The organism is Alitiscatomonas aceti (assembly GCF_025567195.1).
Taxonomy (GTDB): domain Bacteria; phylum Bacillota; class Clostridia; order Lachnospirales; family Lachnospiraceae; genus Alitiscatomonas; species Alitiscatomonas aceti.
Genome location: NZ_JAOQJF010000006.1, coordinates 31,485 through 52,261, shown reverse-complemented (window position 1 = coordinate 52,261; position 20,777 = coordinate 31,485). Strand labels below are relative to the sequence as shown.

At 53.4% G+C, this 20,777-nt stretch carries 21 protein-coding genes and 1 riboswitch; of the genes, 18 read left to right on the top strand and 3 right to left on the bottom strand.

The window, feature by feature from the left end:
• The first annotated feature begins 22 nt into the window (after positions 1 to 22).
• The 18 genes from OCV69_RS04340 to OCV69_RS04255 all read left to right on the top strand — a co-directional run bounded on the left by OCV69_RS04340 (position 23) and on the right by OCV69_RS04255 (position 16,697).
• Positions 23 to 337, top strand: a complete 315-nt coding sequence (locus OCV69_RS04340) for a hypothetical protein (protein WP_022272755.1) — start codon at positions 23 to 25, stop codon at positions 335 to 337.
• A 248-nt stretch (positions 338 to 585) separates the two neighbouring features.
• Positions 586 to 2,232, top strand: a complete 1,647-nt coding sequence (locus OCV69_RS04335) for a glycosyl hydrolase family 18 protein (RefSeq protein WP_158357978.1) — start codon at positions 586 to 588, stop codon at positions 2,230 to 2,232.
• A gap of 78 nt (positions 2,233 to 2,310) precedes the next feature.
• Positions 2,311 to 3,006, top strand: coding sequence for an N-acetylmuramoyl-L-alanine amidase (locus OCV69_RS04330; RefSeq protein WP_158357979.1), 696 nt, complete (start codon positions 2,311 to 2,313; stop codon positions 3,004 to 3,006).
• Positions 3,006 to 3,530: a phosphatase PAP2 family protein gene (locus tag OCV69_RS04325; RefSeq protein WP_158357981.1), complete on the top strand. Its 525-nt coding sequence runs from the start codon at positions 3,006 to 3,008 to the stop codon at positions 3,528 to 3,530. The genes OCV69_RS04330 and OCV69_RS04325 overlap by 1 nt, the downstream gene beginning before the upstream one ends.
• Positions 3,531 to 3,588: 58 nt before the next feature.
• Positions 3,589 to 3,708, top strand: a riboswitch (FMN riboswitch).
• A 206-nt stretch (positions 3,709 to 3,914) separates the two neighbouring features.
• Entirely contained in the window at positions 3,915 to 4,556 is a 642-nt protein-coding gene (locus OCV69_RS04320) for an ECF transporter S component (RefSeq protein WP_158357983.1), read from the top strand.
• A 4-nt stretch (positions 4,557 to 4,560) separates the two neighbouring features.
• On the top strand, positions 4,561 to 5,358 hold the full coding sequence (locus tag OCV69_RS04315) for a creatininase family protein (RefSeq protein ID WP_158357985.1): 798 nt from the start codon (positions 4,561 to 4,563) through the stop codon (positions 5,356 to 5,358).
• Between the two features lie 94 nt (positions 5,359 to 5,452).
• Entirely contained in the window at positions 5,453 to 5,980 is a 528-nt protein-coding gene (locus OCV69_RS04310) for an FmdE family protein (protein WP_158357987.1), read from the top strand.
• Positions 5,981 to 6,029: 49 nt separating this feature from the next.
• Positions 6,030 to 7,103 carry an L-threonylcarbamoyladenylate synthase gene (locus OCV69_RS04305; RefSeq protein ID WP_022272748.1) on the top strand — a complete coding sequence of 358 codons (1,074 nt, stop codon included), beginning with the start codon at positions 6,030 to 6,032 and terminating at the stop codon, positions 7,101 to 7,103.
• Between the two features lie 29 nt (positions 7,104 to 7,132).
• Entirely contained in the window at positions 7,133 to 7,621 is a 489-nt protein-coding gene (locus tag OCV69_RS04300; protein WP_022272747.1) for a deoxycytidylate deaminase, read from the top strand.
• On the top strand, positions 7,614 to 9,536 hold the full coding sequence (locus OCV69_RS04295; RefSeq protein ID WP_158357989.1) for a B12-binding domain-containing radical SAM protein: 1,923 nt from the start codon (positions 7,614 to 7,616) through the stop codon (positions 9,534 to 9,536). The genes OCV69_RS04300 and OCV69_RS04295 overlap by 8 nt, the downstream gene beginning before the upstream one ends.
• Positions 9,436 to 10,092 (top strand): endonuclease III, encoded by a 657-nt coding sequence (nth, locus tag OCV69_RS04290; protein ID WP_215653764.1) that lies wholly within the window; start codon positions 9,436 to 9,438, stop codon positions 10,090 to 10,092. Before OCV69_RS04295 ends, nth begins: the two co-directional genes overlap by 101 nt.
• A complete protein-coding gene (locus tag OCV69_RS04285) occupies positions 10,089 to 10,865 on the top strand; it encodes a 3'-5' exonuclease (protein WP_331485629.1) in 777 nt (258 codons plus the stop codon). The genes nth and OCV69_RS04285 overlap by 4 nt, the downstream gene beginning before the upstream one ends.
• Positions 10,866 to 11,024: 159 nt before the next feature.
• Complete coding sequence (locus OCV69_RS04280) at positions 11,025 to 12,704, top strand: VanW family protein (protein ID WP_158357993.1); 1,680 nt, start codon at positions 11,025 to 11,027, stop codon at positions 12,702 to 12,704.
• Complete coding sequence (locus OCV69_RS04275) at positions 12,589 to 13,284, top strand: AIR synthase family protein (protein WP_262562994.1); 696 nt, start codon at positions 12,589 to 12,591, stop codon at positions 13,282 to 13,284. Before OCV69_RS04280 ends, OCV69_RS04275 begins: the two co-directional genes overlap by 116 nt.
• A 92-nt stretch (positions 13,285 to 13,376) precedes the next feature.
• Positions 13,377 to 13,859, top strand: a complete 483-nt coding sequence (locus tag OCV69_RS04270) for an Lrp/AsnC family transcriptional regulator (RefSeq protein ID WP_022272765.1) — start codon at positions 13,377 to 13,379, stop codon at positions 13,857 to 13,859.
• Positions 13,856 to 15,022 (top strand): aminotransferase class I/II-fold pyridoxal phosphate-dependent enzyme, encoded by a 1,167-nt coding sequence (locus OCV69_RS04265; RefSeq protein WP_158357995.1) that lies wholly within the window; start codon positions 13,856 to 13,858, stop codon positions 15,020 to 15,022. The genes OCV69_RS04270 and OCV69_RS04265 overlap by 4 nt, the downstream gene beginning before the upstream one ends.
• Position 15,023: 1 nt before the next feature.
• Positions 15,024 to 15,518, top strand: coding sequence for a tRNA (cytidine(34)-2'-O)-methyltransferase (locus OCV69_RS04260; RefSeq protein WP_158357997.1), 495 nt, complete (start codon positions 15,024 to 15,026; stop codon positions 15,516 to 15,518).
• A 27-nt stretch (positions 15,519 to 15,545) separates the two neighbouring features.
• Entirely contained in the window at positions 15,546 to 16,697 is a 1,152-nt protein-coding gene (locus tag OCV69_RS04255) for an aldo/keto reductase (protein WP_158357999.1), read from the top strand.
• Positions 16,698 to 16,889: 192 nt separating this feature from the next.
• On the opposite strand, the gene OCV69_RS04250 is transcribed toward OCV69_RS04255, so the two are convergent.
• The 3 genes from OCV69_RS04250 to OCV69_RS04240 all read right to left on the bottom strand — a co-directional run bounded on the left by OCV69_RS04250 (position 16,890) and on the right by OCV69_RS04240 (position 20,774).
• Positions 16,890 to 18,203 (bottom strand): RNA-binding domain-containing protein, encoded by a 1,314-nt coding sequence (locus OCV69_RS04250; RefSeq protein ID WP_158358001.1) that lies wholly within the window; start codon positions 18,201 to 18,203, stop codon positions 16,890 to 16,892.
• 620 nt (positions 18,204 to 18,823) lie between these two features.
• Complete coding sequence (locus OCV69_RS04245) at positions 18,824 to 19,798, bottom strand: ABC transporter ATP-binding protein (RefSeq protein ID WP_158358002.1); 975 nt, start codon at positions 19,796 to 19,798, stop codon at positions 18,824 to 18,826.
• On the bottom strand, positions 19,788 to 20,774 hold the full coding sequence (locus OCV69_RS04240) for an ABC transporter ATP-binding protein (protein WP_158358004.1): 987 nt from the start codon (positions 20,772 to 20,774) through the stop codon (positions 19,788 to 19,790). The genes OCV69_RS04245 and OCV69_RS04240 overlap by 11 nt, the downstream gene beginning before the upstream one ends.
• Between the last annotated feature and the right edge of the window lie 3 nt (positions 20,775 to 20,777).

The following is a 20,777-nucleotide window of genomic DNA, read 5'->3' as shown; positions in this document are numbered from 1 at the left end:
GGCGGGAAAAGGGGAAGGGAATATGGAAAAAGATGTACGCGAGCATACGGAGGAGAAGGCAGGCTGCCAGGGGGCAGGCGAAGGAACAGAGGACTGGAAAGAGAAAGAAAAGCAGCAGTATCTGGGCGGGCTGAGGCGGCTTTCAGAAAAAGGGATCGCCATTTATGTGGATGGCCGGGTCTCCGGTCCGCCGGAATGGGAAAAGCTGTTTGAAATACGCGACGATAATATGTTTTATATGGGAGATTATGTACAGGCAGAATCCGGAGGGCTGAAGGAGGTACGGTTCGACAAGGTGTATCTCAGCCGGGAGGATCTGAAAAAGCCGGAGGAATAAAAATACTTAAGGAAGGAAAAGGGGGGATGGGAAGAAAAGGGAGGAGCCTGCGCGGCCGGAAGATGCTGTTCTGCCGAATATGATGCTTTTGGATGCGCAGGCGGCGGGAGGGATCTGATACAAAATCGTTACAAAAAATTAATAAACAAAACCATACCCCTATGATATAATCGGGGATATCAGAAGAAAACCAACCCATGGAAGCCGCCGTACACGGCGCGGGTCATCGGAAAGGAAAGAGAGCGCAAATGAAAAAAATAATGCCAGTGATCGCGGCCCTGGGGCTGATCGCAGTGTGTGTACTGGGATTTTTCGGGTACAGGGCGGCCAGAAAGTATATCCCCACAAAGGAAATGGCAGATCTTAAGAGCTTTTATGGGGTGAGCGGGGAGGATACGGCGATCCTTTATAACCAGGAGCTCCAGGAGGCCAGGGGACTTTATATGAACGGCCAGACCTACCTGCCCATTTCCTGGGTCAACGAGCACATAAATAAGCGGTTCTACTGGGACGGTACGGAAAATATGCTGGTCTACGCCCTGCCGGACCAGATCGTTTATGCCGATGGGGAAACCCAGGGGGCCAATGGGAAACCGCTCCTTCTGGACAGGGAGGACGGCGTCTGGCTGGCCCTGGGGCTGGTCAATAATTATACGGACGTGGAGATCCTGGCCTTTGACAGCGGGGACGTGAAGCGGGTATTTGTCACAGACTGGGGAACCCGGAATATGGCCGCAGTGAAAAAGTCTGGAAAGGTCCGGGTCCGGGGAGGGGTAAAGAGTCCCATTGTGACAGAAGTGGAAAGAGATATGCAGGTCGCTGTCCTGGAATCCATGGAAAAGTGGTCAAAGGTGCAGACCCCCGACGGCCACCTGGGCTATATCCAGAATAAATGTCTGGATACGCCGGAGCCCCAGGCCTTTGAAGGGACGGCCGAGCTTCCGGAGTATTACGGCACGCCCATGGATGAAAAGGTAGTCATGGCCTGGCACCAGGTGACCAGCCGGGAGGGCAATGCCGGACTAAACAAGCTCCTGGAAAAGACAAGGGGCGTCAATGTGGTGTCTCCCACCTGGTTTGCATTAACGGATAACGAAGGAAATTACAGCTCCCTGGCAGACCAGGATTATGTAAAGGCGGCCCATGATAAGGGGATCCAGGTCTGGGCGCTCCTGGACAATTTCAGTGATGATGTCCAGTCGGAGAAGCTCCTGGCCTCCACCTCCACCCGGAAAAAGCTCATTGACAGCCTGATGGCGGATGTGGAGAAATATGATCTGGACGGCCTCAATATGGATTTTGAGGGACTGAAGCAGGAGGCGGGCGTCCATTATGTGCAGTTTTTAAGGGAGCTTTCCATCCCCTGCCGTCAGAAGGGCATCGTGCTGTCGGTGGATAATACGGTCCCGGCAGAATTTAACAAGTTTTATGACCGTAAGGAACAGGGGATCGTGGTAGATTATGTGGTCATCATGGGCTATGACGAGCACTACAATGGCGGCGCCCCCGGCTCGGTGGCGTCCCTGGGATACGTGCGGGACGGGATCGAGAATACCTTAAAGCTGGTTCCCAGGGAAAAGGTGATCCTTGGAGTTCCCTTCTATACAAGGGTATGGACGGAAACGGATGAAGGCGTAAAATCCTCGGCCCTGGGGATCGAAGAGGCAAAAGCATGGATCGAGGCCAACCAGGTGGACCTTTACTGGCAGAAGGAGCTGGGGCAGTATTACGGAGAGCTTCCTCTGGAAAACGGGATCAAGATGGTCTGGATGGAGGATGAGGAATCCTTAAAGCTGAAAATGAACCTGGCCCGGGAGAATGACCTGGCCGGTGTTGCCTGCTGGAAGCTGGGCCTGGAGGACGAAGAGGCCTGGACCGCCATTGGCTGGGATTGATCCCCGGCCCTGAAAAACAGTTCTTTTTTCATCTCCCTGCGGATATACTATTAAAAAACGCATTTGGGGACAGGTGGAATGAAGAGACTGGCCATGGAGGAGCTCTGCGGGCTCATCCTTCTGCTTATGGTATTTCTGGCGGCAAAATATGGGAGCGTCCAGGTGGTCTCCGCCCAGGCGCAGAAAAAAGAACAGCCGGTGGTCGTGGTGGACGTGGGCCATGGCGGCAGGGACCCCGGAAAGGTGGGGATCGACGGAAGTCTGGAAAAGGACGTGAACCTGGCTATCGCTCTGAGGTTAAAAACATATCTGGAGCAGTCGGATGTAAAGGTGGTCATGACCCGGGAAACGGACACGGCTCTTTATGGGAAAGAGGACTCCAGAAAAAAGATGGCGGATATGAGGGAGCGGTGCCGGATCATCGAGGAAAGCGGCGCGGATCTGGTGGTCAGCATCCACCAGAACAGCTATCACCAGGAGGAGGTTTCCGGCGGCCAGGTCTTTTACTATAAGTCGTCGGAGAAGGGAAAACGGCTGGCAGAGATCATCCAGAAACGGTTTGACTATGTACTTGGGGAGCAGAACCGCCGCCTGGCCAGGGCCAACGGCAATTATTATCTTCTGCTTCATGTGAAATGCCCCATTGTGATCGTGGAGTGTGGATTTTTAAGCAACCGGAAGGAGGCGGCCCTGCTGCAGGATCCGGAATACCAGGACCGGATGGCCTGGACGGTCCACATGGGGATCATGGAATATCTGGGAGGAAGTGCGTAATGGCGCAGATGGAACTTGCAGTTTTAGATTTTATCCAGGAGCTTTTCCGGAATCCGTTCATGGATTCCCTGATGCCGGCGGTCACCAGTCTGGGAGATGCCGGCTTTCTCTGGATTCTTCTGGGACTGGCTCTTTTATGCAGCAGGAAATACAGGAGGACCGGGGCGGCAGTACTGCTGTCCCTGGCGGCGGATCTGGTGATCTGCAATCTGCTTCTTAAAAATATGGTGGCCAGGGTCCGGCCCTGCGACTTAAACCCGGCAGTCCAGCTGCTGATCGCCCGTCCGTCGGACTTTTCTTTCCCGTCGGGCCATACGGCGGCAGCCTTTACGTCGGTCTTTTCCCTTTACCGGGAAAACAACTGGCTGTGGAAGCCGGTCCTGGTCCTGGCGGCGGTCATTGCGTTCTCCAGAATGTACCTGTACGTCCATTTTCCCACGGACATCCTGGGAGGCGTGGCCGTGGGCTGGGTATGCGCCCTGGCGGGACAGGCTGTATCCAGGCGTCTGTTCCCTCAGGCATAACCAGGAAATAGTCCTTGCTTTTTTATTTCCTTTGCACTATAATAGCTTTGTAATTCAATATGTTCTTCGGGGCGGGGTGAGATTCCCCACCGGCGGTGACAGTCCGCGACCTGCCAAATGCAGCTGATCTGGTGAAATTCCAGAACCGACAGTATAGTCTGGATGAGAGAAGAAATTGTGTGACTTGGAGTTTATGGCCCCGGACTTATTTTATTGGTCCGGGACTTTTTTATTTACGCGGTCAGCGAGCCGGAGGCAGCCAGTCCCCGGTCCTGCCGGAAAACTCCATATGTTGCAGCAATTCCTCTGTACACAGGCGGGCCTTTACAGTCCGGCCTGGCAGCTGAAAGAAGGACAAAAACAGTACAAGGAGGAACTACATTTATGAACCAGAAAAAGAGATTATCTGTAAAAACTGTGGTGCTGATCGGCATGTTCGGCGCCCTGGCGGCCGTTCTGGAGACCTTCCAGATCCCGGTGCCCTTTGCGCCGCCGTTTTATAAGCTGGATTTTGCCGAGACTCCGATCATGATCGGCGCCTTTGCCCTGGGGCCGGTCCCGGCCATTCTCATGGAGCTGGTGAAAAACCTGCTGAAGATCCTGATCAACGGTACGACGACCATGTACGTGGGAGACCTGGGGAACTTCATCGGCGGCTGTGCCTTTGTGCTTCCAGCCTCCATTCTGTACCAGAAGCACCGCACCAGGAAGATGGCCATGGCAGGACTGGGACTTTCCGTTTTCACTGGCGTTCTTACGGCCATTGTGGTGAACTGCTTCTTAACGCTTCCGCTGTACGCCAACCTGATGTTCGGCGGGATCGAAAATATCATCTCCATGGGAACGGCCATTAACCCGGCCATCACCAACCTGCCCACCTTCGCCGTGTTTGCCATCGTTCCCTTTAACCTGTTAAAGCTGGGAATGAACGCAGGGATCACGGCCCTGGTGTATAAAAAGGTCAGCGTGATCCTCCATGTGGGCGCGCCTGTACGGGAACCGCGGACATCCGTGGAGAAGGGCTGATCCTATGGTACGGTATTACAGAGAGCTGACGCGGCTTGAAATGGAAGCTGTAGATAAAGAGGAGACCGTGGTACTGATCCCCATCGGGGCCCTGGAGCAGCATGGAAGCCAGTGTCCCCTGGGTACTGACGAGATCATTTCCGAGGCCGTGGCCAGGCGGATCAGGGAGACCCTGGACCGGGAGATCCCCGACTATCCCATGCTGATCTTCCCCCCGGTTCCTGTGGGCCTCAGCACAGAGCATGTGAATTTCTGCGGCTCCATCACTTTAAAGCCGGATACCTTTTACCATGTGCTGGAGGATATCTGCCGGGGGCTTTTCCGCCACGGCTTTAAAAAGATCGCCATGCTGAACTGCCACGGCGGAAATACTCCCATCATCCAGGTGCTGAGCCGGGAGCTGCGGAGCGAGCTGGGGCTGGCGGTCTTTATGATCAACTGCGGCGTGTTTTTCGGGAACCAGGCGGTGAAGGACACGGTGACGCCTGGAAACGTGTGGGACTTCCATGGAGGCGAGATGGAAACGTCCATGATCTTAGCGGAGCGGCCGGAGCTGGTGAAAATGGAGACGGCCCAGGCGGGGATCCCGAGAAAATTCATGGGAAATAGAAGCCTTACGGTCTACGGCCCCATTACCCTGGGCTGGGTATCCGAGGAGTGGGAGACAGAGGACGGAACGCCCATCGGCATCGGCGGGGACCCCAGAGGGGCCACGGCAGAAAAGGGCGAGCAGATATACCAGAGCTTTGTGGGATCCATCGTGGACGGATTAAAGGAGATCCGGCGGTGGAAGGACCAGTAGGCACAGGCCGGAGAGGTTTTCTCTCTCCGGTCTCTTTTTATTTCATGGGAAATGTGATAAAATGCCCATAGCGGAGAGACAGGAGGAAGAAACGATGGACGACGAGAAAGCATTATGGAAAAAATGTGCCGAGTTCCACGGCCATGAGTGCGGCGGGCTGACCATTGGCTATAAAGCGGCCCTGTACGCAAAGGAGCTGCTGGATCTGGATTTTTCTGAGGACGAGCAGGTGGTGTGTATTTCGGAAAACGACGCCTGCGGGGTGGACGCCATCCAGGTGATCCTGGGGTGCAGTGTGGGAAAAGGGAATCTTTTGTTCCATATCTGTGGAAAACAGGCGTTTTCCTTTTATGACCGGGGATCCGGAAGGTCCGTGCGGCTGGTATTAAAAGAAAAGCCCAGAGAGATGACAAAGGCCGAGTCCTTTGCCTATTACCAGGCCTGTGAGCCCAGGGAGATGTTCGATGTGAAGGAGACCTTCCTTGCGCTGCCCCGGAAGGCGGAGATCTTCGGATCCGCCCGGTGCGGCTGCTGCGGAGAGATGACCGGGGAAAAATGGCTCCGGGAGGCAGGCGGGAAAAAGCTGTGTCCGGACTGTCTGGCACGTCTTTCCGGGAAATAAGCATAAGAAAAACATCCGGACACAGTCCGGCTGATCTTGGGAGCAGAAAATGAAAACAAAGGTGATTAAAATAAAAGATAAAACAAGACCGGAGGACGGGGAGCTTCTGGAGGCAGCAGAGATATTGAGAAGCGGCGGCCTGGTGGCCTTCCCCACCGAGACGGTCTACGGCCTGGGAGCCAACGCCCTGGACGAGGCGGCGGCAAAAAAGATCTATGCGGCCAAGGGGCGTCCGTCGGATAATCCGCTGATCGCCCATATCTCGTCCATGGAGGAGCTTCCGGCCCTGGTGCGGGAGATCCCGGAGGCGGGAAGGAAGCTGGCGGAAAAATACTGGCCGGGCCCGCTGACCATGATCTTTCCGAAAAAGGATGTGGTGCCCTATGGGACCACAGGCGGGCTGGATACGGTGGCGGTCCGGATGCCGTCGGATCCGGTGGCGAACCGGCTCATAAAGCTGGCTGGTATTCCGGTGGCGGCGCCCAGTGCCAATACCTCCGGGCGGCCGAGTCCCACCCGGGCGGAGCATGTGATCGAGGACATGGACGGGAAGATCGAGATGATCCTGGACGGCGGCCAGGTGGGCATCGGCGTGGAATCCACCATTGTGGACGTGTCCGGCCCGGTTCCCACTCTTTTAAGGCCGGGAGCCGTCACTCTGGAGATGCTCCGGGAGACCCTGGGCCAGGTGGAGGTGGATCCGGCGATCCTGGGGCCGGTGAAGGGCGATGTGAAGCCCAAGGCGCCGGGGATGAAATACCGGCACTATGCGCCGAAAGCGGATATGGTTCTGGTGGAGGGAGCCATGGAGGACGTGGTGGACTACATCAACCGGGAGGCGGCGAAAGCCATGGGAGCCGGAAAGAGAGTGGGGATCATCTGCACCAGGGAGAGCAGGGACCTGTATCCCCAGGGGCTTCTGGAGGTCATCGGCAGCAGGAGCCAGGAGGAGACGGTGGCCCACAACCTGTTCGCGGTGCTGCGGGATTTCGATGACCGCCAGGTGGACTGTATTTTTTCCGAGAGCTTTTCCGAGGACCAGCTGGGCCAGGCCATCATGAACCGGCTCTGCAAGGCAGCGGGATATCATATTGTGAAATGCGGCGGGCCGTCGGAAGAATAGGCGGCATACCGGTAATAATGGAGGGCATCATGTCAGAAAAGAGAAAAGGCTATATTACGTGGGACGAATATTTCATGGGCGTCGCAAAGCTGTCGGCCATGCGTTCCAAAGATCCCAGCACCCAGGTGGGGGCCTGTATCGTCAGCGAGGACAATAAGATCCTGTCCATGGGCTACAACGGCTTTCCCAAGGGCTGCTCCGATGATGAATTTCCCTGGGGAAAGGGCGACCCGGACGATTACAACGATAAATATTTATATGTGACCCACAGCGAGCTGAACGCCATTTTAAATTACCGGGGCGGGAGCCTGGAGGGGAGCAAGCTGTACGTGACCCTGTTTCCCTGCAACGAGTGTGCCAAGGCCATCATCCAGGCCGGGATCCGCACCATTATCTACGAAAGCGACAAGTATGCCGATACCCCCGCCACCCGGGCGTCCAAGCGGATGTTAAATGCGGCGGGAGTCCGGTATTACCAGTACAGCCCCACGGGAAGAAAGATCGAGTATTATGTGTAAAAAATTTCTGCTGGCGGCAGTGAACGCCAAATATATCCACTCCAATCCGGGCGTTTACAGCCTGCGGGCCTTTGCAAAGGAACGGCTTCCGGAGGCGGAGATCCAGATCGCGGAGTATACCATCAACCATCAGATGGATTGGATCTTACAGGACATTTACAGGAAAAAGCCGGATTTTGTCGGCTTTTCCTGTTATATATGGAACATTTCCCAGGTGTATGAGCTGGTCAGGGACTTAAAACAGGTATTGCCGGAAACGGAGATCTGGTTGGGCGGGCCGGAGGTGTCCTATGACAGCGGCAGGATCCTTTCCCAGGAGCCGGAGATCCGTGGGATCATGCGCGGAGAGGGGGAGCTGACCTTTTCTCAGGTGGCGGAGGCATATCTGGCTGCGGAGGACCGTCTGGCGGCAGAGGATCCAGAGGACAGGCTCCTGGCCCGCCTGGAGGGGATCCTGGGGATCACCTACCGGGACGGCTCCGGAGAGATCCGTGAAAACGGTCCCCAGCGCCTCCTTTCTATGGATGAGATCCCATTTTATTATAAGGATATGGCAGGCTTTGAAAACAGGATCGTTTATTATGAGAGCAGCCGCGGCTGCCCCTTTTCCTGCAGCTACTGCCTGTCCTCCATCGACAAGTCGGTGCGGTTCAGGAGCCTTTCTCTGGTGAAAAAGGAGCTGGATTTCTTTCTGGAAAGGAAGGTCCCCCAGGTAAAATTCGTGGACCGGACCTTTAACTGCCGGAGGGAGCATACCCTGGGGATCTGGAAGCATATCCTGGACCATGACAACGGTGTCACCAACTTTCATTTTGAGGTGTCGGCGGATCTGTTCGACCAGGAGGAGCTGGAAATGATCGGCCGGATGCGGCCCGGACTCATTCAGCTGGAGATCGGCGTCCAGTCCACCAATCCGGATACCATCCGGGAGATCCGGAGGAAAATGGACCTTACGAAGCTTGAGGCCGCTGTGGACAGGGTCCATGGATACCGGAATACCCACCAGCATCTGGATCTGATCGCCGGACTGCCCTGGGAGGGGATGGATTCCTTTTTACAATCCTTTGACGACGTGTACCGTATGGAGCCGGACCAGCTCCAGTTGGGCTTTTTAAAGGTGCTGAAGGGCTCTTATATGGCATCCCAGGCCGGGGCCTACGGCCTCCGTTACCGGATGACGCCGCCCTATGAGGTATTGTCCACCCGCTGGCTCTCCTATGGGGATGTGATCCGGTTAAAGGCCATGGAGGAAATGGTGGAGGTCTATTATAACAGCGGCCAGTTTTCCAATACCTTAAAGCTTCTGGAGCAGGAATATCCCTCTCCGTCGGAGCTGTTCCTGGATCTGGCCGCGTATTATGAGGACCATGGCTTTGCCGGCCTGAGCCACAGCCGAATGGCCAGATATGAGATCCTTTATGGGTTTATAAAGGAGAGGGAGGAAAGGAAAACGGGCCATGGACAGACCGGGGAGGCCGCTTCGGACACATGCCTTTCAGCCTTTCGGGACCGGCTCATGGAGGATCTGTATTTAAGAGAAAATGCCAAAAGCCGTCCGTCCTTTGCCATGGACCAGGGGCCCTTTAAGGACAGGATCCGGGAGTTTTTCCAGACCGAGGAGCAGGAAAGAAGGTGGCTTCCGGATTATAAGGATCATGACAGTCGCCAGATGGCGAACATGGCCCATTTAGAGGCCATGGAGGACGGGAGCTTCCTCCTGTTTGATTACAAGGAACGGGATCCTTTATGGAAAAATGCCCGGACCTTGCGGTTCACATATGAAGAAACATGTGCAGGCACAGAAAGAGGAGAGTATGAGAGAATCAAAGAAGGCCAGAGCAGAACGGGTGGACGCCATCCTGGCGCGGCTGGACGCGGAGTATGGCACCGAGTACCGCTGCTATCTGGATCATGAAACGCCCTGGCAGCTCCTGATCGCCGTGATCTTAAGCGCCCAGTGTACCGACGCCCGGGTCAACATCGTCACAAAGGAACTGTTTAAAAAATACAGGAGCCTGGAGGATTTTGCGGCGGCAGAGCTTTCGGAGCTGGAGCAGGACATCCACTCCACGGGCTTTTATCACATGAAGGCAAAAAATATCATTTCCTGCTGTAAGGATCTGGTGGAAAAGCACGGAGGCACCGTTCCCAGGGAGCTTTCGGAGCTGACGGCCCTGGCGGGAGTGGGAAGAAAGACGGCCAACGTGATCCGGGGCAATGTATACGACGATCCAAGCATCGTGGTGGATACCCATGTGAAGCGGATCTCAAAAAAGCTGGGGCTCACAAAGGCTGATGATCCGGAGAAGGTGGAATATGAGCTGATGGAGGTGCTGCCAAAGGATCACTGGATCCTATGGAATATCCATATCATCACCCTGGGCCGTACCATCTGTACGGCCAGAAATCCCAAATGCAGCCAGTGCTTCTTACGGGAGCTGTGTCCGTCGGCAGGAGGTATGAAGGGATGATGGCAGAGCGGGAGAGGAATATGGTGAATGCGGCAGACTCCTATGTGGCCATTGATCTGGAGACCACAGGGATCGGGGCAAAGCGGGAGAGGATTACGGAGATCGGCATGGTAAAGGTGGAAAACGGGGCGGTGACAGATACGTACCATACCCTGGTGAACCCGGGCCGTCCCATACCGGAGCACATTACGGAGCTGACCGGGATCGATGACGATATGGTAAAGGACGCTCCCATGATCCAGGACGTGATCGGGGAGGTCATCGCCTTCTGCGGAACGCTTCCGGTCCTGGGTCACCAGATCATGTTTGACTATGGCTTTCTGGTCCAGGCAGCGGTCAATGGGAAGCTGCGGTTTGAGCGGTCCGGCATCGACACCTTAAAGCTCTGCCGGAAATTCATGCCGCCGGAGGAAAAGAAGAACCTGGCGGCGGCCTGCGCCTATTTCCATGCGGCCCAGGACACGGCCCATCGGGCCCTTTCAGACGCCATGGCAGCCCACGAGCTGTACCAGGCCATGAAGCGGCTGCATCTGTCCGGCAATGAGGATGCTTTTGCGCCCAAGGTCCTCCAGTACAAGGCAAAAAAGGAAAGGCAGGCTACCCAGAGGCAAAAACAACACTTGCATGATCTGCTAAAATATCATAAAATAGAGCTGACTGTCCCCATAGATTCCATGTCGGGAAATGAGATCTCCAGAGTGACCGACCGAATTATCTTTACCCATGGAAGGATTCCGGAAAATGAGAGGGGCAGGGATAAGAAACCGGAATAAAGATAAAATGAAATAAAAGAGGTGAAAGTCATGATAAATATGAATAATAAAAAAACAAAGAAGATCATCTCCACCATCGTTGTGGTCCTGGTGGTTGCGGCTATGGTGATCCCCATGATCCTGGGCTCCTTAATGTCTATGATGTAAAAGGAGAGGGATATGAGAAAATATGTATGGAGTACAGGTACGGCTGCGATGATGGCGGCCGGCCTGTTTTTTGCAGAGCCATTTCCTGCCCAGGCTGCGGAACCCATGCCGGCGGGAGTCTCCGTGGACGGCGAGAGCCTGGAGGGGCTCACTGAGGCCGAGGCGGAGGAGCAGGTGCAGAGCCGGGTGGACGAGAAGCTGGCCCGGGAGGTCGCGCTGACCATCGGGGAAATGTCCTTTGCGGCCAGCTCCGGTGATCTGGGCATCGCCTGGAAAAATGAGGACCAGGTGAGGCAGGCCTTAAAGGACGCAGAGGTCAAAGGCAATCTGATCCAGAGATATATGAAGAAAAAGGATCTGGAAGCGGAGCCGGTGGATCTGGAGCTGGAATTTTCCGCAGATCCGGAGAAGATCTCAGCGTTTGTGGATGCGGAATGTAAGGACGCGGTCCGGGAGGCCTCTGATGCCTCCATTACCAGGGAAAACGGTGAATTTGTACTTACCCCGTCAGTGGTGGGGACCACCGTGGATCCGGAGGCCACAGGGGCAGCCATCGGAGAGGCTGTGAGCCAGGCGGACGGCGCTTCGGGAACGGTCTCTGCTGCTGCAGTGGTGACAGAAAAGCAGCCGGAGATCACCACAGAGGAGCTGTCCTCTATTAAGGACGTGCTGGGGACCTTTTCCACCAGCTTTAAGACCAGCGGTGCTTCCCGTTCCACCAATCTCCAGGTGGGAGCGGCCAAGATCAACGGCCGGGTGCTGATGCCGGGGGAGGTGCTGTCGGGATATGAGTGCATGCAGCCCTTTACGGTCGCCAATGGCTACCGGGCGGCCACGGCCTATGAGAACGGGCGGTCTGTGGACAGCATCGGCGGCGGCGTATGCCAGATATCCACGACCCTTTATAACGCTTCTCTGCTGGCGGAGCTGGAGATCGTCCAGAGGCAGAACCATTCCATGACCGTGGGATATGTGAAGCCGTCCATGGACGCGGCCATTGCCGGAACGTATAAGGATATCAAGATCCGGAATCCATACGATACGCCCATTTATGTGGAAGGGGTCACCTCCGGAAAGACGCTGACCTTTACCATTTATGGAAAAGAAACAAGACCGGCAAACCGGACCCTGAAATTTGAGTCTGTGACGCTCCAGGTCATGGGAGCCGGAGCGCCCATTGAGCAGGTGGACAATTCCCTGGCCCCGGGAGCCAGGGTCAAGGTGGACTCCGGCCATACGGGTCTTAAGTCGGAGCTTTATAAGTGTGTATATGTGGACGGAGAGCTGAAGGAGCGGACCCTTTTAAATAAGGATACGTATAACGCCTCCAGGCCCATTTACCGGGTGGGACCGGCGGCTCCGGCAGTAACGGATCCAGGTGCAGCGGTGCCTGGAGCGGATCCGGCGGCTCCGTCCGGCGGGACTTCAGAAACGCCTGCGGGAACCACACCTCCGGCAGTGCCGGAGACCCCGGCGGCGGAAAATACGCCTCCGTCGGAGGTCCCGCAGGGGCCGGGCTATACGCCTGGTCCAGGGATGCCCGGAGACCCGGCTGGAAACAGCAGTCCGGGAGGAAATGAAGGACCCGGCCAGAATGCGGGGCCTGGAGGTCCTGGAGCAGAGAACGGCGGCGGAGCGCCTGGCCCCGGCGGTGAGCCGGGACCTGGGAACCCAGCTGGACCGGGAGCATAGGAGAGTCGGAATGAGAAAGATCGAGCGGGAACCCCATGGCAGGGGACGCTTTGTGCCGGGCCAGGATCTGGTGGTGGCCGGATGCATCGGCAAGGCGGGAGCTCTGGCTGCCATGGAAAAGAAAAAAGAAGCGCTGGAGGCCAGATTCCATGGCGTATTTCTGGACCGTCTTAAAACGGCGGCGGAGAGAGCTCTGGAGCTGCCCCAGGAATTTTTTGAGGATCCTGGCGTAACTGAATGGGAATATGTGGAGGAGGGCGGCATTCTGGCCGCCCTCTGGAATATATCGGGGGCTTATGAGCAGGGGATCTCATTTTCCCTTCTGAAGATCCCGGTGAGCCAGGAGATCATAGAGGTATGCGAACTATTTGATTTAAATCCCTACCGTCTCCGGTCGGGCCAGTGTGTGCTGATGGTCTCAGACCATGGATGGGATCTGGCGGAACGGCTCAGGGAAATGGGAGCCGAGGCCGCGGTCATCGGAAAGGTGGAGCGGGGGATCGCCAGAAAAATGACGGGTCTTGGCAGCACCGGGTTTCTGGAGCGGCCCCAGCCGGACGAGGTATTAAAACTGGGATAAAAAAGCTGTCCGGAGGAAGATACGGGGAAGGCCTCCGGAAAATATGTGATGGATCGGGGACGGGGAAACCTGAGGACATAAGGAGGCGCGTTATGCGTGAAAAGATTCTGACCATTATGGAAAAAAACAGCCGGATCGATCTGGCGGACCTGGCCGCTCTCCTGGGAGAGAGCGAGATCGCGGTGGCCAATGAGATCGCCGATATGGAGAAGGAAAATATCATCTGCGGCTACCATACGATGATCAACTGGGACAAGACCGGGGAGGAGCTGGTGACTGCCCTGATCGAGGTAAAGGTGACGCCCCAGAGGAATATGGGATTTGAAAAGATCGCGGAGCGGATCTACCAGTACAGTGAGGTGAATTCCGTTTATCTCATGTCCGGAGCGTATGATTTTACGGTGATCGTAGAGGGAAAGACCATGCGCCAGATCGCCCAGTTCGTTTCGGAAAAGCTGTCCACCATGAATTCTGTCTTGAGCACAGCAACCCATTTCATCTTGAAAAAATATAAGGACCATGGAACCGTCATGTGCGAAAGACCGGAAGATGAAAGGATGATGATCACCCCGTGAGAAACCCGTTATCAGAAACCATCACAGCCATCCCCCCGTCGGGGATCCGTAAATTTTTTGACATCGTAAGCGAGATGAAGGACGCCATATCCCTGGGCGTAGGTGAACCGGATTTTGACACGCCCTGGCACATCCGGGATGAAGGGATCTATTCCCTGGAGAAGGGGCGGACCTTTTATACGTCCAACGCAGGACTGAAGGAGCTGAAGCTGGAGATCAGCCGGTATTTAGAGCGGCGGTTTGACGTGGGCTATGCCCCGGACCGTGAGATCATGGTCACTGTGGGAGGAAGCGAGGCCATCGATATTGCTCTCCGGGCCATGCTGGATCCGGGAGACGAGGTGCTGATCCCTCAGCCAAGCTACGTTTCCTATGTGCCGTGTACCATTCTGGCCGGAGGCGTTCCGGTGACGGTTGAGCTGGAAGAAAAGGACCGGTTCCGCCTCACAAAGGAAAAGGTGCTGGAAAAGCTCACACCTAAAACCAAGATCCTGGTGCTTCCATTTCCCAACAATCCCACCGGCTCTATCCTGGAGAAGGAGGATCTGGAGGCGATCGCCGACGTGGTCCGCGAGAAGGACCTGTTCGTAATCTCAGATGAGATCTATTCGGAGCTGACCTATGGGAGACATCACTGTACCATCGCGGCTCTTCCTGGGATGAAAGAGAGGACTGTACTGATCAATGGATTTTCCAAATCCTATGCCATGACTGGCTGGCGGCTGGGCTACGCCTGCGCGCCGGAGGCGATCCTGAGGCAGATGCTGAAGATCCACCAGTATGCCATCATGTGCGCGCCCACCACCAGCCAGTATGCGGCGGTGGAGGCCTTAAGAAACGGAGACCGGGACGTGGAGGAGATGCGGGAGGCCTATGACCAGAGACGGAGGTTCCTGGTCAAGGCTCTGAGAGACATGGGCCTTGACTGCTATGAGCCCCAGGGGGCTTTTTACGTATTCCCCTGCATTAAAAAGTTTGGTATGAGCTCCGATACGTTTGCGTTGCGGCTTTTGGAGCAGGAGAAGGTGGCTGTGGTGCCTGGGACTGCCTTTGGAGACTGCGGAGAGGGATATCTGAGGATCTCTTACGCGTATTCGCTCCAGGACCTTAAGCGGGCACTGGAGCGCATGGGCCGGTTTGTGGCCAGCCTGGAGGAAATGTAGAATGAATATTGTATTATACGAGCCGGAGATGCCGGCCAACACAGGAAACATTGGGAGGACCTGCGTGGCGACCAACACCAGGCTCCATCTGATCGAGCCCCTGGGCTTTAAGCTGAGTGAAAAGCATCTGGTACGGGCCGGTCTGGATTACTGGGACAAGCTGGATGTGACAGTATACAGTGATTTTGCGGATTTTTTAAAGAGAAATCCCGGCGCAAAGCTTTATATGGCCACCACCAAAGCACCGGCGGTCTATACAGATGTGAAGTATGAGCCGGACTGTTATCTGATGTTCGGCCCGGAAAGCCGCGGCATTCCGGAGGAGATCCTGGTGGAGTATCAGGAAACGTGCGTCCGGATCCCCATGTGGGGGGACATCCGGTCCCTGAACCTGTCCAATTCTGTGGCTGTCCTCCTTTACGAGGCACTGCGGCAGAACGGGTTTGAGAAGATGACCATGGAGGGCCATCTCCACCGGCTGGAATGGAAGGAATAGGATTCTATATTTTAGGGGAGGTGCCGTATGCGTTACAGAAGACTGGGAAAGACGGAGCTGATGGTCAGCGAGATCGGCCTGGGAGCCGAATGGCTGGAGCGTCACAATGCCGAGGAATGCCGGGCGGTCATTGACCGGTGCGGGGAGCAGGGGATCAATATCCTGGACTGCTGGATGCCGGAGCCCAACGTGCGGAGCAACATCGGGGCAGCCATCCGGGGAAAGAGGGAGCGCTGGTTCATCCAGGGCCACCTGGGCTCCACCTGGCAGAACGGCCAGTATGTGCGGACCCGGGACATGGAGAAGGTGAAGGAGGCTTTTGCGGATCTCCTGGAGCGTCTGGGAACGGATTACATCGACCTGGGCATGATCCACTACGTGGACCGGGAGGACGAGCTGGATTCTATCGTAAATGGCCCGTTTTACGCTTACACAAAGGAATTGAAGGAAAAGGGCGTGATCCGTCATATCGGTCTCAGTACCCATAACCCCAGGGTGGCGAAAAAGGCGGTGGAGCTGGGGATCGTGGAAATGATGCTGTTCAGCATCAATCCGGCCTTCGATCTGCTTCCGGCGTCTGAGGATATGAATACATACTTTGCCGAGGAGTACGATCAGGCCCTGGGCGGCATTGATAAAGAGCGGGCAGAGCTTTACCGGCTCTGCGAGAAGAACGATGTGGGCCTTACGGTCATGAAGGGCTTTGCGGGAGGCCGGCTGTTTGATGCAAAGCGTTCGCCTTTTGGCGTGGCGCTGACTCCGGTCCAGTGTATCCATTACGCCCTTACAAGGCCGGCAGTGGCCTCCATTCTGGCGGGATATGATACGCCGGAGCATGTGGATGAGGCTGTTTCTTATGAAACAGCAACGGAGGCGGAAAAGGATTATGCCAGCGTTCTGGCCTCTGCCCCCCGCCACGCCTACGACGGCCAGTGTACCTACTGCGGCCACTGTAAGCCGTGTCCTGCGGGCATCGATATCGCCATGGTCAATAAGCTCTATGATCTGGCCTCCATGCAGCCGGAGGTCCCGGCTTCGGTCCGCGCCCATTATGAGGCGCTGGAACGGACGGCTTCTGACTGTATCGGCTGCCGTGGCTGCGAGACCCGCTGTCCCTTCCATGTTCCCGTGGCAGAGCGGATGGAGAAGGCCAGGGCGCTGTTTGCGGAAGGGGAATAAAGCGGTATCCCTTTTAGACACAAAAGAAAGCTCTGGAGATGGGAACTCCGGGACTTTTTGTGTGTAGCCATGATATTAAAATTTCATGCCAGCCTGCTGTACTTTTCTCTGATCCAATGCAAGCCTCATCAGTCCCTCTGTCTGATCGGCCATAAACAGAGGGATGTTCAGTACATCACCGTCCTCTAAATATTATTTAGGGAGGCAGTAGTGGGTATTTTTCCCCTTGCCCTCCTGAAGAATCTGCCCATTTTCTGCCATTTTCCTTAATAACCGTCCGCATGATGACTGGCCGATACCAAGAAATATTTCAACTTCTTTTCGTGTGACAAAGCCCCGTTCCTTTGTCAAAGTAATTACCTTTTCTTCAGTTGTATCTTTCTGTGAATGAACCTGCGTTATTTTTGCATGCTCCGGACTTGCATTCAGATTCGGGAGAATAATCTTAAACGCATTGTCGGATGTTTCGATCTGAGGTGTCATCCCAGTTCCTTCATACGCATCCATAATTTTTATGATTCCGGTTCCATAGGCTTCTATGAGTTCCAGACGGTAAAATACATTTGCCAGTTTGGTGTTCCTGCAAACAGATATTCCCATTGTTACATCCTTTAAGGACACACCGCTTACCAAACCACCAATAGAGATAAATTCAAGCCTGTCAGTATAAAGACTGATAAAGGTACTGGCGCGAAATGAATATTCCCGATGTACCAAAAGGTTCAGAAGAGCCTCTCTGACTGCTGTTTCGGGATAATCTCGTCTGTCAATGCGATACAGCCTGTCAAAGGTTGAATGGGTCTGATTTCGAAAGTCAATAAAATCATAAACGTCATCCATCTGTTGAAACAAAGAGCCAGAAAATTCTTTTCGATCTTGAAATTCGTTTTGTTTTGTACCTTTAAATACAGCCGCTTTGATGGTGTGCACGCACTGGTCTGAAAGTAACAGACCTAAGTTTGTATAAACATCATCTTGCGTTACGATTCCAAGGGTTTTCATTTGTGCAGGGCCAAATTTTACATTCCGTTCCTCAAATGTTTTTTTTGCATATTCAAAAGTTAAATTCTGTTCCAAAGACCGCATTTCCTCAAAGTGGTCACCGTCCGTTTCTTTGATCATACGCCGAATGACTGTGTTTGTAGCAGGAACGGAAGAATACCCCTGACGAACGTAAACACCTTCGGGACGCAATCCTTTTTTCGCAATATAATATGGCCGTTCTGTTCCCTGTTGAATATCAACTGCAACGATTTTCTTCCCTGCTATCGTGAGTGTTTCATAATGCAGGAACATCGTCAGATCCGGTTTGATTGCATCCCGGACCATATTGCTGACCTGCAGGGCAGCTTCATCCGGATTATCCAGTCCTAATACGGTTCCGTCATCCTGAATACCAATGTATAGTTTTCCTCCCTCACAGTTTGCAAAAGCGATAATCTCTTTTTTTATGTCCTCGACCACAATTGCCTTTAGCTCTACGGATTCACTTTCTTGAAAAATCATTTGCCGCCTCCCGAATTTATTCTACTCATATTTTACCCATTCTGTTCATTCTTGTCAATGGTTTGATTAGAATGAATTGAAAATTTAAGAGAAATGGTACGGTAACTGGCCCTTTTTCAAGAGTATTAAAATCATTTGTCCAAAATATTATAATCTATTCGGGAAAAGTTCTAACTATTCTTCTTTTCATTATGGTTAGAATGTGCTTTATATCCCGAATATTGTGTATTATTCGTGGCATCACTATGCACTCAGCGGCTAAATCCCAGACATCAGTTGAATCCTATATCTGCCAGCCTGACCCTCCATATTTATTTTTTGTCTTTACCTTAACAGTCTCCTTTATTCCACGATTTTTTTTGTCTTTCAAAGGTGAAAAGGAATTGAATAAATAGCGACAAACGCTCACCTCTCCCCTTGAAAAATCAGGCTTTTTCTGTTTGGCATTATTGTAACAGCAGTCCTGGGCCTCACCAAAGATAATAAAAGTTTTTTCATGACAGATCGTTCCATATTGCCACCCTTTATTATATAAAAACGAAGACGATAATGTATGAAAATACAAAAAACCGTGGTCTCATAGATACTTAAGAATCTATGTACCACGGTTTTATGAAAATTTATACCTTGAGACAGGCCACCAGGTGACCGTTGCCAATATCCTTCAGTTCGGGCTCCTTCTTCATACATTCTTCCGTAGCATATGGACATCGTGTATGGAAGCGGCAGCCAGATGGAATATGAGCGGCTCCTGGTACATCTCCTTTGAGGATAATGCGTTCACGGGCTTTCCTTCCCGACAGGATTGGGATGGCTGACAGCAATGCCTGGGTGTAGGGATGTGCGGCGTGACTGAATAATTCTTCATTATCAGCAAATTCCATGATCTTTCCCAGATACATAACAGCTACTCTGTCAGAGATATGTTCAACTACATTGAGGGCGTGTGAGATAAAGAGATAGGTCATATCCCCATATTCACCCTTCAGATCCATCAATAAGTTGATGATCTGAGACTGGATGGACACGTCCAAAGCAGAAACAGCTTCATCACATACAAGAAATTCTGGCTGTAATGCAATGGCCTTTGCAATGGCAACTCTCTGCCTCTGTCCGCCGGAAAACTCGTGAGGATAGCGTAATGCATAAGCCTTATTCAGACCGACCTGATCCAGCAGTTCTTCCATGCGGTCTTCAGCCTGGGCAGGAGTCATTCCCATTTGTACGGTAAGGATCTCTGTGATCATATTCTGAACCGTATGTCTTGGGTTGAGGGAAGAGTATGGGTCCTGAAATATGATCTGAAGTTTTCTTCGTATCTTTCTTAAATCATCGCCCTTTAAAGAAAGGATATCCTGTCCGTCATAAAGAATACGTCCGCTGGTAGGTGTATTCAGCCGGACAATAGCGCGGCCGATGGTAGTTTTTCCGCAGCCGGATTCGCCTACTAATCCCAGGGTCTCTCCTCGGCGGATATTCAGAGTGACGCCATCAACAGCCTTTACATGTCCGACCGTTTTTTGCAGAACCCCCTTTTTAATAGGGAAATATACTTTCAGGTCTTCAATTTTTAATATGTTTTTTTCATCCTTCATGCTGGTCCCCCCTTAAAAAACAGCTTACTCTTCTGTCGCCGGAAACGATCTCCGGAGGCTGCTGTTTATGGCAGATGTCTTTGGCATAAGGACAACGCGGTGCAAACCGGCATCCTTCCGGGAATTTAAGCGGATTAGGAACAGATCCCTGGATAGATTCCAGACGGTTTCCGCGTGTTACCTTAATTCCTGGAATGGAAAGGATCAGGAGCTTGGTATAGGGATGCCATGGATCTGTAAATACATCTTCCATCTTACCTTCCTCAACGATCCGGCCGGCGTACATTACAGCAACGCGGTCGGCGATCTGGGAAACCACGCCAAAATCATGAGTGATCAGGAGAATAGACATATTCATATCTTTTTGCAGCTGTTTGAGCAGGTCCAGGATCTGGGCCTGGATCGTTACATCCAGGGCAGTTGTAGGCTCATCAGCAATGACCATTCGTGGATTGGAGGCCAGGGAAATGGCGATCATTACTCTTTGGCGAAGACCGCCAGAGAGCTGATGGGGATATACTTTAAGCCGTTCTTCGGGATTTGGAACCCCGACTTTCTTTAAGATTTCTATGGAACGCTGTTTTACTTCGGCAGAGGAAATACCGGGATTATGAAGCCGGAATACTTCGCCCAGCTGTCTTTCGATTCGGTACACAGGATTGAGGGAGGTCATTGGCTCCTGGAATATCATGGAAATTTCTGCCCCTCGTATTTTCCGCGCTTCGTTTTTATCGAGATTCGTAACATCACGTCCATTTAGTATAATGGAATCCGCGTGAAGCTCAGCTGTTTCAGGAAGAAGCTTGATCAGGGATAAGGATGTAATTGTTTTTCCGCATCCAGATTCTCCTACCAGAGCGAGTGTTTTTCCTCGTTCAATGGAAAAAGAGATCCCATCGACAGATTTTACAATGCCCTCTGGTGTATGAAACCAGGTTCGCAGATTTTTTACTTCCAGGCATTTTTCATTTGTCATATT